We start from the raw sequence: 15444 nt of genomic DNA, 5'->3' as shown, positions 1-15444 counted from the left end.
CTACTGCGCTGATGGGAGCTCGGCTCAAATGCCCCCGATTTTTCGTTGCGTAGGCCCACTATGCGCCTCAAAATCGTGAACATTCGATCTCGCTCTCCCATCATGCTCGCTACGATCACCTAAGTCCGACAGGCTCCTAGGACTCGAAAAGATAGGTCCATGTTTCGCTCATTGTGGTCTCTCCCGACTTCAGGAAGGCACGCAAGTCTACCGGTTTTCTATCCTCGGGCAACTTGATCTGGAAGACGAGACGCCACCCGCCGGTCTTGGTGTTCTTGTGCACCTGCTGTTCGAGCAATTTCGCCCCCTCGCCAACAGACACGACACCCTCAACGCGCGCCTCCGGACCGAGGGCCGCCAGATCCTCCCCCTGGAAATCGATGACAAAGCGGCGCTTGGATTCGTCCTTGCCCTTGACCCCACCGTACCCGATCCAGGTCCCCGTGACACGGCCCGCGTCCCTCGGGGAGGGTTCGTTGAACCCCCAGCCCATGGTGTAGTTAAAGGTCATCGGCTCACCCGGCTCCGGCCGGTTGGCCGGCACCCAGTAGGCGACGATGTTATCATTGTACTCCTCGTCGCTGGGAATCTCGGCAAGTTTGACCTCGCCCTCTCCCCAGTCGCCGTCAGGCCGTATCCACAGACCCGGTCGTAGGTCCTGGTGCGTTTCCAGGTCCTCGTAGTGCACGAACTCGCGGTCGCGCTGCAGCAGACCGAAGCCTCGAGGAGACTGGAGCGAAAACATGCTGATGCGCAGCCTGAGCTTGTTCTCCAGCGGGCGCCAGATCCATTCGCCGGTCCCGTTGTGCATCAGCAGCCCGTCGGAGTCGTGTATCTCCGGCCGCCAGTCGCCCTGGAGACGCGGGCCGTTCTCGCCGTAAAGGAACATGCTGGTCAGCGGGGCGATACCGAGTTCCTTGACCCGTTTTCTCTCGAACACCGTCGCCTTGACATGGATCCAGGTCTCCTCGCCGGGCACGATGGTAAACCGATAGGCGCCGGCAACGCTGGGACTGTCGAGCAGCGCGTAAACCTTCATCGCGTGTTGACGCGGGGATGGGCGCTCGAGCCAGAACTCGGTGAAATAGGGAAATTCCTCGCCGCTCGGCAGACCGGTATCGATGGCGAGCCCCCTGGCCGACAGTCCGTAGACGTTGTCCCTGCCGAGCGACCGGAAATAGCTCGCCCCCTGGAACACGACGACCTGATCCTGAACATCCGGGTTCTTGATCGGGTAGTTGATCACGAGCCCGGCATAACCCAGATCTTTCGGGATCCTGTCCGCGAAATCGTTCTTGCCGTAGTCGAACAGTTCCGTGCGGAACGGCAGCTCGTGAACGCCTTCGGCATCGAAAATGTTGATGCGCACGGGGTGCTTGAACAGAAACCCGGGGTGCAGGAGGTAGACATCGAAATTCATGCCCTTGCTGCGCCACAGGGCCTGGTCGGGCTTGAACCGGATATCCCGGTGCGCGTCGTACTTGATCTCCGCGAGAAACTCAGGGACCTCACGCATCGGCTTGTAGGGTTCATGTGCCGCCGCACGCGCCTTTTCGACGACCTGCTCGTATCCGAACGCCAGCGCCTGCAGAGGGACAAGACCGAGGACAACGAACAGGGACAGGGCGAGCCGCAGTACCCGCAACCGCGGGGGTCTCTCTTCTATTAGGGAAAACCTGAGGTTCATCCTCGTACTTCTGTTCTTGGTGGAACGCCTTAAAGCGCCTATTTACAATCTGTCACGAAATCTTAACTTGAAGTTTCGCCGTTTTGAGGTTATTCGAGCCCGCACCGGCTATGGAGCTAGGATAATTCCGAGGGATTTTGCGCAGTCGATCGCAAACCCCCGCAAAATTACCGCTACGCGCACAGATTCCATGACCTGTAAAATACTAATTCTTTCAATAGGATAAGTCACGTTACCATACTACCACAAAATCGGAAGCGTGAAACTTCAGAATCTTAATTAAGGCTATTTGTTATAAAGGGGGTGGTCAGCTAGCGCCTCCACCCACGATATGATGTGGTGCTGCCAATCAAAGCCATGTGCGATGTCAGGCTCGATGATGGGACCAGTATTGACCCAGGCGATCTCTGTCAAATGACATACCATCCTGCCCCTTTGTTATATTGTGTCGATCCATTGTGCCGGTTACCCGGCGGCGGTAAAAGTACTGCCGGTTCAATCTTAGGCGATTTCTGTCAAATGACATACCATCCTGCTTGTCTTTGTCGTCCGTCCTCTGTGTTGCGACAACACTGACATAGTTTGACTATGCGCCTGTTGTCGCGCCTTGATGACGAACGAAAATCCGGCGCAATCTGGTATGCCATTTTCCGGCAATCGCCTTATCAACCGATGGGATCACAGTTTGCGCCGATGAACGGCGCAGATTGTAGTATAACCATTCTCTAATATTCAATGCTTTTTTCGTGTTGACTCCTTTCCGGCATGCTGTTCGAATGGGGCGCGCGATGGACCGGCCGCCGGTGCCGAGCAGTCTTCCGGCCTCCGGTACCTCTTCCGATTTCACGTCCAACCGAACCGTTCGAGGTAACGCTTTGGCGTCATTCGAGCTGCGCGATATCGTCAAGATCTATTCCGACGGCCATCAAGCCCTGCACGACGTGTCTCTCGACATCCCAGACGGGGAGTTCCTGGTCTTCGTCGGCCCGTCGGGCTGCGGCAAGTCCACCCTGCTCAGGCTGATCGCGGGACTGGAGGAAATCAGCTCGGGCACGCTGTCCATGGACGGGCGGGAGGTCAACGACTGGCCACCACAACGCCGTAATATCGCCATGGTCTTCCAGAACTATGCGCTGTATCCGCACATGACGGTGCGGCGGAATCTGGAATTCCCGCTCAGGATGGCGAAGATGCCGCCGGAGGAACGCGAGCGCCGCGTGCGCACCGCTGCCGGTCTGCTCGGGCTGGACAAGATGCTGGATCGCAGACCCGCCCAGCTCTCCGGGGGGGAACGGCAGCGCGTCGCGATGGGCCGGGCGGTGGTGCGCGATCCGAGCGCCTTCCTGATGGACGAGCCGCTGTCGAACCTGGATGCGAAGCTGCGTGTGCAGATCCGTTCGGAGATCGCCTCGCTGCAGCGGGAACTGGGCACCACCACGGTCTATGTCACGCACGACCAGGTCGAGGCGATGACGCTCGGCGACCGCGTCGCGGTGCTGAAAGACGGGTATCTGCAGCAGGTCGATACGCCGCAGGCGCTGTATCGCGCGCCCGTCAACGCATTCGTCGCCGGCTTCCTCGGTAATCCGGGGATGAACATCCTGCCGGTCGGTGATATCGAGCATCGTGACGGTATCCTGGGACTGAGTGCGGGCGACCAGCGCTTGGCGCTACCGGCGGACCACTTCCCGGGCTCCCGGCGCGATTCGCCGGCGCTGCTGGGTGTCAGGCCCGAATCACTGCGTCCGGTGAACAGCGGTGCGGACCCGGGCAATGTACTGACGCTGAAGACAAGCGTGGCGGCGGTCGAGTCGCTCGGCCACGAACAACTGGTGTATGGGCGCATTCCTGGGCTCGGAAAGTCCGACGGCGACAGCGCCGAAGCCTCACCGAATCCCGGCGGCAATATCGTGTTTCGCGTCGAGGCGGACGATCCCCTGTCCCCGGGGGACGAGGTCAGCGTCGCCGTAGACCTGGGGCTGATCTATCTGTTCGACGAATCCGGACGAACCCTGGAGCGCGCCACGGACGTCGCGGACGCCGCCGAATGACGAATCCCGCAGGTGCGTGGCGCACCCGCATCCCCCTTCCGGCCATTGTCCTCGGCATCGTAAGCCTTGTGGCGGCCTGTTCCACCGAGCCGGACGAAAGGGTCGAGATCAGTTTCTGGGCGATGGGGCGTGAGGGGGAGCTGGTCCGCGAACTCACCGACCGCTTCGAGCGCGAAAACCCCGGGATCCGCGTGCGGGTGCAGCAGATCCCCTGGAGCGCAGCCCACGAGAAGCTGCTTACCGCGTACGCCGGCGACGCGATGCCCGACCTGTTTCAGCTCGGCAACACCTGGGTCCCTGAATTTGTCGCCCTCAACGCTCTCATCCCACTGGGTCCCCGACTGGACGGTTCGCGGGTCCTGGATGCGGGAGACTGGTTTCCCGGGATCCTGGACACCAACGTGCTGCAGGACCGGTTATACGGTCTACCCTGGTACGTCGACACGCGTCTGCTTTTCTACCGCCGGGACATCTTCGAGGCGGCGGGCGTGACCGAGGCACCGCGCACCTGGGCACAGTGGACCGAGGCGATGCGACGGGTCCGGGCGCGGGAAACCGCAGGGGATTTCCCCATACTGCTTCCCTTCGACGACTGGACCCCGCCGGTCATCTTCGCCCTGCAACTCGGCTCTCCGCTGCTTCGCGACGAGGATCGTTACGGGGGATTCAGCGATCCGAAGTTCGCCCGCGCCTTCGATTTCTATCTCGGTTTCTTCCGCCAGGACTGGGCCCCCTCGACCGGGCGCGACCGGCCAAACAACGTCTACCAGGCCTTCGCCGCGGGACAGGTGGCCATGCTCATCACCGGTCCCTGGAACATCGGCGAGTTCGGTGTCCGGCTGCCGGAGTCCGTGCAGGAAGCCTGGGCCACGGCTCCACTACCGGCGGCGGATGGCGAGGCGCCGGGTGTGTCGATCGCCGGTGGTGCGAGCCTGGCCATGTCGCGGAGTACGGCCCATCCCGACGCCGTCTGGGCGCTGATGGAATTCCTGACCGCACCGCAGCAGCAGGTCGAATTCAACCGGCTGACCGGCGACCTGCCCTCCAGCAGGACCGCATGGCGGATGGCACGCCTCGATGAACATGCTCACACGCGCGCCTTCTGGGAGCAGCTGCAGAAGGTCGAGGCCCTGCCAAAGATCCCGGAATGGGAGCGAATCGCAAGCCGTATCACGCGTTACTCGGAACTCGTGATCCGCCGGGAGATGTCCCCGGACGCGGCCCTGGCCGCGCTGAACGAGGACGTCGACCGGATCCTGGAGAAACGCCGCTGGCTGATTGACAAACGTGCAACCGGGCCGGTCGCGGGGCTGAGCGCGCGGTGAGTGCCCGGAAAGCCAGATCGCAGGCCACGCCCCGCGCGCGAACCTTTCGCAAGCCGCAGCGGGCGGCATACGCCTTCCTCAGCCCGTCGATGTCTGCCATCCTGATCTTCTTCGTCGGACCCGTGGCCGCCGCGCTCGGCTTGAGCTTCACCGACTTCGACATCTACGCCCTCGGCAACCCGGAATACCTGCGCTTCGTCGGCCTGGAAAACTACCTGCGGCTGATCGGGAATCCCACCTTCTGGAAGGCGCTGGGCAACACCCTGTATTTCGTCGTGGTCGGCGGACCGCTGTCGCTTGCGGTCTCGCTCGGTGCGGCACTCCTGATCAACTCGCGCCTGCTGCGCTTCCGCGGTCTGTTCCGCTCGGTGTTCTTCCTCCCCGTGGTGACTACGCTGGTCGCCGTGGCCGTGGTGTGGCGCTACCTCTACCACCCCTCGGACGGCCTGCTGAACATTGCGCTGGGCTGGATCGGCATCGACCCGATCGACTGGCTGGGCGACCCGGACTGGGCGATGCCGGCGATCATCCTGATGGCAGTCTGGAAAAACTTCGGCTACAACATGATCATCCTGGTGGCAGGATTGCAGAGCATCCCGGAAACCCTTTACGAGGCGGCGCGCATCGACGGTGCGGAGCGCTGGCAGCAGTTCGTGCACGTGACGCTGCCGATGCTCGCGCCGACCTTCCTGTTCGTCGCCATCATCACCATGATCGGCTATTTCCAGCTGTTCGCCGAACCCTACGTGATGACCCAGGGAGGTCCCTCGGACGCCACCCTCAGCATCGTGCTGTTCATGTACGAGGAAGGCTTCCGCTGGTGGAACATCGGGTACGCCGCGGCAATCTCGTTCATCCTGTTCCTGGTCATCCTGGTCGTCACAATACTGCAGCTCAGATTCTCGAACCGTTCACGCACATGAACCAACCCCTGTTCAGGACACTGATCTACTCCCTGCTGGCGGTCGGCGTGGTACTGACGCTGACCCCGCTGGTGTGGATGGTCTTCGCCTCGTTCATGCCCACCGGGGAGGCCAGCGTGTTCCCGCCCCGTTTCCTCACCGGCGCGGTCACGCTGGAACAGTACGACGCGCTGTTCTCGCGCATCGAACTGGGCCGGTATTTTCTCAACAGCCTCATCGTGGCGGTCTCGGTCACCCTGATCTCGCTGTTGCTCAACTCGATGGCGGGTTACGCCTTCGCCAAGCTGCGTTTCCCGGGCCGTGAGGGCCTGTTCAGAATCCTGCTCGCCGGACTCGTGATTCCGGCGCAGGTATCGATGCTGCCCCTGTTCCTGCTGCTCAAGCACATGGGCCTGGTCAACACCTACTGGGGCGTGATCATTCCCGGCATGGCCAGCATCTTCGGGATCTTCCTGATCCGCCAGTACGCCCTGACCATCCCGGACAGCCTGCTGGACGCGGCACGCATCGACGGCGCCGGCGAATTCCGCATCTACTGGTCCATCGTGCTACCGTTGTGCCGGCCGATCCTGGTCACGCTGGCGATCTTCACCTTCATGGGCACCTGGAACGATTTCATGTGGCCCCTGATCATCCTGACCGACGGAGCCATGTACACCCTTCCGGTGGCGCTGGCCAATCTGTTGGGCGAGCATGTCCAGGACACGGAACTGATGATGGCGGGGGCAGTCGTGACCGTGCTGCCCGTGATGCTGCTATTTTTATTCCTACAGAAGTACTACATCGAAGGTATTACCGTCGGTGGAGTCAAGGAGTGACAGTCCCCGGAGGGGGGGGAACCGGAAAGGAGTTCGACCCGACCCCGGGTCCGCTCACCGAGGCGAGGTCCTGCTGGGACCCCCGAAACTCCGAGGCCGCGACACTATGACCAGACTGATCCGCTTTATCCTCCGCAGCAAGACACCGCCACTGACCGCGTTTCTGTTTCTTCTCTCAGCGGAGGCGCTCGCCATGCAGACCCTGCCGATCGACCGGTTCGAGACCATCGAGGGCTGGGAAATCACGGCTGCTCAGGGGGCCGATGCGGAGGTCGCGCAGGACCAGGGCCTGGATGGCATGGCCATGCGGCTGGACTTCGACTTCCAGGGCAAGGGGGGCTTCTTCATCGCCCGCAAGCCGGTCACCATGCCGCTATCGGACAACTACGGCTTCACCCTGAAGGTGCGCGGCTCCAGGCCAATCAAGACCCTGGAACTCAAACTGATCGGCCCCAGAAGCCAGAACGTCTGGTGGGCGAAGCGCCACAACCTCGAATTCACCGACGAGTGGGAGGAACTGCGCTTCAAGAAGCGCCACTTCGACTTTGCCTGGGGACCGAACGACGGTGTCGACCTTAGGGAGATCGGGGCCATCGAAATTGCCGTCACCGCCGGCGATGCCGGCGTGGGTTCGCTATGGATCGACGACTTCGAGTTCGAGATCAGACCGGTCTCTGCCTCGGTAACCGAGCCGCCCGAAATCCGCGCCTCCACCGGCAGCCAGGGCAATGAACCGGAACGTGTACTGGACGGCGACCCCGAGACGTCCTGGCGAAGCGGATCCATCTCCGAGGAACAGTGGCTGGAACTGGACTTCGGCAACCTGAGGGAGTATGGCGGGCTTGTCATCGACTGGACCGGTGACGACTACGCGCGCGACTACCGGATCGAGACCTCCCTGGACGGCGAGGCGTGGAAGACGGTTTACGCCGTCGAGAAGAACGACGGCGGGCGCGATTACGTGTACCTGCCGGATTCCGAGTCCCGGTACGTGAAGCTCCTGCTGACCCGCAGCAACAAGGGCGAGGGTTACGCCATCAACAACCTGCAGATCAAACCCTATGCCTTCTCGTCCACGCCCAATGCCTTCATCGGATCGATTGCCCACGAGATGCCCCGCGGACTCTACCCCCGGTACTTCTCCAATGAGCAGACCTACTGGACGGTGGCCGGCATCCCGGGCGACATACAGGAGGCGCTGATCAACGAGGAGGGGATGATCGAACTGCGCGAGGGAGAGTTCTCCGTCGAGCCCTTCATCCACGCGGGCGGAGAGTTCATCACCTGGAACAACGTCACGCTCCATCAGCGGCTCGCCGGCGACTATCTCCCGATCCCCTCGGTCTGCTGGGAACACCCGAAACTCACGCTGGATGTCACCGCGATGGCGGCAGGCCCGACCGGGGACTCCGGGGTTCATTTGCGCTACCGGGTCACAAACGTCTCCGACGCCCCCCTTCGCGGCAACCTGTTCCTGGCCCTGAGGCCGTTGCAGGTCAACCCCCCGTGGCAATCGCTCAATGTATCGGGCGGTGTGGGCAGCATCCGCAACGTCAGCTGGTTCGAGGACGCCGCGCAGATCAACGACGGTTCTCTCCTGCAGAGTCTCACGCCCGCAGACGGTTTCGGCGCCACCCGTTTCATCCAGGGAGACATCCCGGACTTCCTCGCCGCCAACCGCCTCCCGGAAAACGAATCCATCCACGACACGCAGGGTTCGGTATCCGCGGCACTTCGTTATGCCTTCGACCTGCAGCCCGGCGAGTCCGCCGACACATTCCTGTACTTTCCCTTTCACGAACCCGACTCGAACGCCATCGCGGCGCTGCGTAATGCCGATCCCGCGCAGAACTGGGCGGAGATTCACAACCAGGTAACGAACTTCTGGACCACGCAGCTCAATCTCGTGGAACTCGAACTGCCGGAGGCTGTCCGCAAGTTCAATGACGTGCTGAGGAGTTCCCTGGCCTACATCCTCATCAACCAGGACGGCCCGATGATCCAGCCGGGTTCCCGGGACTATGCGCGCGCCTGGATCCGCGACGGAGCCCTGACCTCCACTGCGCTGCTGCAGCTCGGCCATACCGAACCGGTGCGCCGATTTATCCGCTGGTACGCCGGATTCCAGTACCCCAGCGGCAAGATTCCCTGCTGCATCGACCGTCGCGGGGCGGACTCGGTACCGGAGAACGACAGCCAGGGGCAGTGGATCTACCTGCTGGCCACCTACTACCGGTACACGCGTGATGTCGGCTTCCTGACGGAGATGTGGCCGACCGTGGAACGTGCCGCGCACTTCATCCAGACGCTCAGGGACCAGCGGCTCACGGACGAGTTCCGCCAGGACGGGAAGCGCAAGTTCTACGGCCTGATGCCGGAGTCGATCAGCCACGAGGGTTATTCTTCGAATCCCGTGCATTCCTACTGGGATGATTTCTTCACCGTCAGGGGCCTGACCGACGCCGCACGGATCGCCACCATCCTCGGTTACGACGACAAGGCCGCCGAGTACCGTCAGGTCGTCGACGCCTTTCGCGAGGACCTCTACGCCTCGATCTCGCTCAGTATCGTCGCCCACGGGATTGACTATATCCCGGGTGCGGCGGAACTCGGCGACTTCGACGCCACCTCGATCGCCATCGCGGTGGATCCGCTGGGCGAGATGTCCCGCCTGCCCGAGCCCGCTTTCAGCAAGACTTTCGACGACTACTACGGCATCTTCAGCCGTCGCAAGGACCCCGAGCAGTCCTGGGAGGCGTACACACCCTACGAAATTCGCATCGCGGGCGCGTTCCTGCGCATGGGGCTGAAGGACCGCGCCCTGGAACTGCTGGAGTACTTCCTCGCCGACCAGCGGCCTCCGGGCTGGAACCAATGGGCCGAGGTCGCATGGAACGATCGGCGGGCACCGAAGTTCATCGGCGACATGCCGCATACCTGGGTGGGCACGGAGTACATCCGCACCCTGAGGAACATGTTCGTCATGGAACGGGACGGCGACAAGGGGCTGGTGCTCGCCGCCGGGGTGCCGGAATCGTGGCTCGCGAACGGTGAATCGGTGGGCATCCGGCGTTTTCCGACCGAGTTCGGTACCGTCAACTACTCGATGAAGCGCAACGGCGAAGGAGACATCGCCATGCGGGTCTCGGGCGACCTCAATACGCCCCGCGCGGGGCTCGTCGTCCAGTCGCCATTGTCCGCCCCTTTGAAGGGCGCCACCGTCAACGGGACCGAGGTCGCCTCCGAGGACGGGACCAGCGTCCGCGTAGATGAGTTCCCGGCCGACATTACGCTGCACTACGATCGGCCCAGCGAACTGGCCCACCAGCCCTGACGGGCCAGATTGATCGGGACATGGCGGACCGGACATTCGATTTCTCGAGGCTCTTCGACCCCGTTCCGCATGCGCAATGGCTGTCCAATGGACGCTATCGTGTCCTGTTCACCGCAGCCGGCGGTGGCTATTCGGCCTGCGACGGTCTGGCGCTGACCCGCTGGCACGGCGATCCCACAGTCGACGGCGACGGTTACTTCATCTATCTGCGGGACCGCGACAGCGGCGCCTTCGCTTCCACGGCCCACCAACCCGTGCGACGGGCGGACCCGGAATACGAGGCCGTATTCTCACCCGGACTGGCCAGCGTGCGTGGCCGCCCCCTGGGTATCGATACGATCCTGGAGATCTGTGTCTCGCCGGGTGAGAACCTGGAATTGAGGCGGTTACGCCTCGCCAACCAGGGCCAGGCGACGCGCCGGATCGAATTGACCAGCTACCTCGAGGCGGTACTGAACACCCGGGAGGCCGACGCGGGGCACCCGGCCTTCTCCAAGCTCTTTCTGCAGACGGAGGCTTCCCACGCTGGGCGTTGCCTCGTCGCCCGGCGCCGGTCCAGGAGCGTGACGGAACCGTCGGCCTCCATGGCCCACTGGCTGGCGGGAGCGGACCATGCGGACATCGGATTCGAGACCGACCGCACCCGCTTTCTCGGCCGCGGCCGCGGTCCCGATGCCCCCGCCGCACTGAGCGGCGCTGACCCGTTGAGCGGCACCGCGGGCAGCGTACTGGATGCCGCGCTGTGTGTGCGCACAGCCATCGACCTGGCACCGGGGGAAAGCCGGGAGTTCAGCTTCTGCCTCGCCGCCGCGGAAGACCCGTCCGCCTTCGACGCGCTGATCGCGCAGTACGATACCGACACGACGACGCGCATCGCGGAGACCTTCGAACGGGCTGCGGCCTTTGCGCGGTCCCGGCTGGGCGAACACGGGTTCGAGGCGCGGGAGGAAGCCACGCTCAACGAACTGGCGGGCGCCCTGCTTTACCGCCCCACCGCGACCCGCCACCCCGGAGCATCAAGCGCTCTTTCCCCCGCACCCTCCGCCGCGGGGACGTGGGCGGAAATTGCCGAGGGAAGGCCGCTGCTGGTCGCGCGCGTATCCGACCGTGCTGGAGCGTTCCTGTCCTGGCTGGGCAACGCGAGGGCCTTCTGGGAGCACGCGGGGTTGAACGCACAGGTCATCGTCACCACACCAGGCCCGGTCACAAGGGACGAAGCGGGCGGTGTAGAGTCCTGGCCGGTCCTCGACGAGGCACAGGCGACTCCCGAACGGATCGCAGGGCTATACGCCCGCGCGGACGTCTTCCTCGACGGGAAATTACCGGTCATTGCCCTTCCCTCGACCCCATCCGGCACACGAGGATATGGCGAGGCCAATCCCGGCGGGATGGGCGAAGACCCGGCGGACCTGCCCCGTGAATCCCTGCGGTTCGACAACGGCTATGGCGGGTTCTCCCGGGACGGGCGGGAATACGTGATCCGCACCGGTGGCGACCCTGCCTCGCGCCCGCCCCTGGCGTGGAGCAACGTGATCGCCAACGAGTCTGTGGGCTGCATCGTCTCGGAAGCGGGTACGGCCTGCACCTGGTCGGTAAACAGCCGCGAGAACCGCATCACGCCCTGGCTGAACGACCCTTCGAGCGACCCGCACGCCGAGGCCCTGTATCTGCGCGACGAGCAAACGGGTCGTTTCTGGTCCCCCACACCGGGTCCCGCGCCCGACGGACTCCCCGGCGAGACACGCCACGGCTTCGGTTACACGCGATTCCTGCACCGTAGCAACGGGCTACATCAGGAGGTCACCCATTTCTGCGCCCGTGAGGATCCGGTCCGCTTCATTCGCGTCAGGCTGCGCAACACAGCCGACACGACGTCGAGACTCTCTCTGATCCAATATCAACAACTGGTGCTGGGGGTCGATCCCCGGGACACCGCCCGCTTCGTCGTCAGCGGATACGACCCGGAAAGCGGTGCGCTCCTAGCCGTCAATCACGAGAACAACGAATTCGCCGAACGCGTGGTGTTCTGTGCGGCCGTAGCCCCCGAAGACGCGACACGTCGTTTCACTGCGGACCGCACCCGCTTTCTGGGCCGCAACGGTCTCATGTCGCGGCCCGCGGTACTCGCCTCGGGAGAGGACCTAGACGGGCGCACCGGCCCCTTGTTGGACCCCTGCCTCGCCTGGCAGGTAACGCTCGAACTACCACCCGGCGACAGCCTCGACTGCGCCTTCCTGCTCGGACAGGAGGGCGATCGCGCGTCGGCCAGTGCCTGTGCGGGACGCTACGCCACCGTGGCGGACGTGGACCGGGAACTGGCCCGGGTCGAGGCGTTCTGGACGGAGATCCTGGGGACGGTGCAGATCGAGACACCGGTCCCGGAGATCGACGTCATGGTCAACGGATGGCTCCAGTACCAGAACCTGAGCTGCCGGTTGTGGGGCCGATCGGCCACTTATCAGTCCGGGGGGGCGTACGGGTTCCGCGACCAGTTGCAGGACACCGGCGCGCTGATCTGGCTGGACCCCGATATCACGCGCCGGCAGATCCTGCTCCACGCCGCGCACCAGTTTCCCGAGGGCGACGTTCTGCACTGGTGGCACCCACCGGCCAGCAAGGGAATCCGTACGCGATTCTCCGACGACCTCCTCTGGCTGCCGTTCATCGCGGCACACTACATTAACGCAACCGGAGATCGGGCGATTCTCGCCGAGGCGGTCGGATTCCGTACGGCACGGCCGCTGGAACCGGGGGAGGACGAGGTCTTCCTCTTCCCGGGTTTGTCCGACTCGACCGCCACGCTCTACGAGCATTGCTGCCTCGCGATCGACCGTTCGCTGACCCGCGGGGTGCACGGCCTCCCGCTGATGGGCTCTGGCGACTGGAACGACGGTATGAACCGTGTCGGGCGTGAAGGACGCGGAGAAAGTGTCTGGCTGGGATTTTTCCTCTACGACATCCTGAAATCGTTCCTGCCGATCTGCCGGGGACGCGGGGACGAGGCGCGGGTCTCGCGGTATGGGGATTTCGCGGCGCAATTGCGCGTGGCCCTCAACGACGGGGGCTGGGACGGGGCCTGGTACCGCCGGGCCTACTACGATGACGGCACCCCGCTGGGTTCTTCGGGCAATCGCGAATGCCGCATCGACGCCATCGCGCAGGCCTGGTCGGTCATTTCCGGCGCCGCGCCGCCTGACCGGGCAAGGCTTGCCCTGGATTCGCTGGAGGAACATCTGGTCGACGAGGCGGCAGGGATCATCCGTCTCCTGACCCCGGCCTTCGACAGGACCTCCCACGACCCGGGTTACATCAAGGGCTATGTACCCGGCGTACGCGAAAACGGGGGTCAGTATACCCACGGCGTCCTCTGGGCCATTCAGGCCCTGGCCGAAGCGGGCCGGCGCGACCGGGCGGTCCGCTATCTGACGATGCTGAGCCCGGTGAGCCACGCGCTCGATCGCGACGCCGCCGATACCTACAAGGTGGAGCCCTACGTCATCGCCGCCGACGTCTACGGCGCCGACCCGCACACGGGCCGGGGTGGCTGGACCTGGTACACCGGCTCGGCCGGCTGGATGTTCCGCGTCGCGCTGGAGTCGGTGCTGGGCCTGACGGTGGATTCGGGAAGATACCTCAGACTCGAACCCCGCATTCCGACCCACTGGGAGGGCTATCGCATCCGGTATCGCGTCCCCGGCGGGAAGACCGCCTATCGCATCGAGGTCACGAACCGGCCCGGCGGCGACACGACGATAAGGCGCGCCGAACTCGACGGCAGGCCGCTGTCGCCGGTAGACAATATCCTGCGGATCCCCCTGGCCGCCGATAACGAGGAACACCTCGTCATGGTGGAACTGGATTGAAATCGGTTCCCTTCCAGGGAGGCAGGGAGCGGAAACCAACAAAACCCTTTCCCCTGCGAGCGGGAAGCCCAGGATGGGAATGGAACCCGAAGAACAGGCACGGTACCGGTCGCTAGTCTCGCCCCCCCCCACCTGGCCCCCTCTGTCAGGGAGGAGGGACAACGAAGCCGTTACTTCAGCGGCTTCTCCACGAGGATGCTCCGCATCAGCGCCATGTGGATGAACAGCGCTCCACGGATCTGCTCGAAATAGGCGTTGAAGGGCGAATCGTTTACGTTCTCCCTGAATTCCTCGGACTGGGCGCCCGGATTCAGGATCATCGTGTCGGGTTGCAGGTCCCGCATCGCCTCTTCAAAATCCCGGCGCGCCACATTGGTCTCATCTACCGCGTGGACGTACACTAAGGCCAGTTTTGGCACCAGTGCATGGGCCATCTCGATCACGCCCTTGTCGGGATACAGGTCCTGCCCGTTGTCCACCCGCAACCCGGAGGCCCTGCATTCCTCACGCTGAATCTTTGTCAGTGGCTCGTAAATGTGGCCCAGAATGACGACACGGGTCACCGCGTGGGGAAACTTCGTCAAGGCAAAGAGAAAACTCCCGATGAGTGCCGACTCCGCTGGATTGCCACCGATACCGATCTGGATGCGATCCTCCGGCGCAATACTGGGGTTGATCAGGTCGGGGCGCCACTTGAACAGGGTGTAGAGGTCGGCAAGCCCGTTGGTCGGGCTCTCGTCGATCCCGTGACCCGCGCTGATCACGGGGACTCGGAAGTATTTCAGTAACTCGACCATCGTCCCCGCATCCGGCGTGCGCAGTACGGTCAGGTCGCCGAAGGTATTGCAGCACTCGGCAACCTCGTCCAGTGCCGCGTGCCTGGACATCATGTCGGCCGCGGCCTTCCCCACGTGGAGAAACGATGCGCCCAGATTCAGGCAGGCACGCTCGAACGACAGGCGGATCCGCGGGTGAGCCTGGTCCAGGAACAGGATGGACAGGGTGAAATCCCGCAGGGGACGCTCTCCCTTGTGCATTCCGAGCTCGTATTCCGCAGCCAGACGGAATATCTGGAGCATCAACTCCGGGCTGAAGTGCCGGGCGGATACCACGTGCCGCCGATAGAGTTCGGTGAGTCGTTCGGGCTCGGCCGGGATGGCATCCCGCAGCGCTTCCGCACGGCCAGGCTCGGCCACCTTGTGCTCCCTCGATACGCGGACGGGATTGATCGGGGGAAGTTGACTGGCTGGCATTAAGGGGTCCTCCGGAGTTTTGTCTGCCTGCTGTCCCGACGGCGCTCGCCGTGCGTGTTCTCGCGGCTGGCAGGGCGCGGTTGCATCGGGATCGGATTGGCGGGAATCGCGCGAGCCGTTATCGCGCGGGATCAAGCGCTAAGCATAGCAGGGATCCCCGAGACCCGTGGCTGCGACGGCATGGGTCGTT

At 63.6% G+C, this 15444-nt stretch carries 8 protein-coding genes; 6 read left to right on the top strand and 2 right to left on the bottom strand.

Going from position 1 to position 15444, the window contains the following annotated elements; translation table 11 throughout:
• Positions 1-136 precede the first annotated feature (136 nt).
• Positions 137-1687 (bottom strand): glucan biosynthesis protein G, encoded by a 1551-nt coding sequence (locus tag LJE91_08250; GenBank protein ID MCG6868707.1) that lies wholly within the window; start codon positions 1685-1687, stop codon positions 137-139.
• A gap of 875 nt (positions 1688-2562) precedes the next feature.
• On the opposite strand from LJE91_08250, the gene LJE91_08245 reads away from it, so the two are divergent.
• From LJE91_08245 to LJE91_08220, 6 genes are all read left to right on the top strand, one after another.
• Positions 2563-3738 carry an ABC transporter ATP-binding protein gene (locus tag LJE91_08245; GenBank protein ID MCG6868706.1) on the top strand — a complete coding sequence of 392 codons (1176 nt, stop codon included), beginning with the start codon at positions 2563-2565 and terminating at the stop codon, positions 3736-3738.
• Positions 3735-5063 carry a sugar ABC transporter substrate-binding protein gene (locus tag LJE91_08240; GenBank protein ID MCG6868705.1) on the top strand — a complete coding sequence of 443 codons (1329 nt, stop codon included), beginning with the start codon at positions 3735-3737 and terminating at the stop codon, positions 5061-5063. The genes LJE91_08245 and LJE91_08240 overlap by 4 nt, the downstream gene beginning before the upstream one ends.
• An 89-nt stretch (positions 5064-5152) precedes the next feature.
• Positions 5153-5986, top strand: a complete 834-nt coding sequence (locus tag LJE91_08235) for a sugar ABC transporter permease (GenBank protein MCG6868704.1) — start codon at positions 5153-5155, stop codon at positions 5984-5986.
• Positions 5983-6804: a carbohydrate ABC transporter permease gene (locus tag LJE91_08230; GenBank protein MCG6868703.1), complete on the top strand. Its 822-nt coding sequence runs from the start codon at positions 5983-5985 to the stop codon at positions 6802-6804. Before LJE91_08235 ends, LJE91_08230 begins: the two co-directional genes overlap by 4 nt.
• A gap of 106 nt (positions 6805-6910) precedes the next feature.
• Positions 6911-10138: a discoidin domain-containing protein gene (locus LJE91_08225; GenBank protein MCG6868702.1), complete on the top strand. Its 3228-nt coding sequence runs from the start codon at positions 6911-6913 to the stop codon at positions 10136-10138.
• A gap of 20 nt (positions 10139-10158) precedes the next feature.
• A complete protein-coding gene (locus LJE91_08220) occupies positions 10159-14001 on the top strand; it encodes a glycosyl transferase (protein ID MCG6868701.1) in 3843 nt (1280 codons plus the stop codon).
• Positions 14002-14171: 170 nt separating this feature from the next.
• Here LJE91_08220 and LJE91_08215 read toward each other — a convergent pair whose 3' ends face one another.
• Positions 14172-15254, bottom strand: coding sequence for a hypothetical protein (locus LJE91_08215; GenBank protein ID MCG6868700.1), 1083 nt, complete (start codon positions 15252-15254; stop codon positions 14172-14174).
• Positions 15255-15444 lie beyond the last annotated feature (190 nt).

Source organism: Gammaproteobacteria bacterium (genome assembly GCA_022340215.1).
In the GTDB taxonomy this organism is placed as follows: domain Bacteria; phylum Pseudomonadota; class Gammaproteobacteria; order JAJDOJ01; family JAJDOJ01; genus JAJDOJ01.
The sequence above is the reverse complement of the archived record's forward strand: the minus strand, read 5'-3'. Positions and strand labels throughout refer to the sequence as shown.

Coding starts and splice junctions, on each gene's coding strand:
- LJE91_08215 (MCG6868700.1), bottom strand. CDS start 15,254: ATGCCAGCCAGTCAACTTCCCCCGATCAATCCCGTCCGCGTATCGAGG.
- LJE91_08250 (MCG6868707.1), bottom strand. CDS start 1,687: ATGAACCTCAGGTTTTCCCTAATAGAAGAGAGACCCCCGCGGTTGCGG.
- LJE91_08225 (MCG6868702.1), top strand. CDS start 6,911: ATGACCAGACTGATCCGCTTTATCCTCCGCAGCAAGACACCGCCACTG.
- LJE91_08240 (MCG6868705.1), top strand. CDS start 3,735: ATGACGAATCCCGCAGGTGCGTGGCGCACCCGCATCCCCCTTCCGGCC.
- LJE91_08220 (MCG6868701.1), top strand. CDS start 10,159: ATGGCGGACCGGACATTCGATTTCTCGAGGCTCTTCGACCCCGTTCCG.
- LJE91_08235 (MCG6868704.1), top strand. CDS start 5,153: ATGTCTGCCATCCTGATCTTCTTCGTCGGACCCGTGGCCGCCGCGCTC.
- LJE91_08230 (MCG6868703.1), top strand. CDS start 5,983: ATGAACCAACCCCTGTTCAGGACACTGATCTACTCCCTGCTGGCGGTC.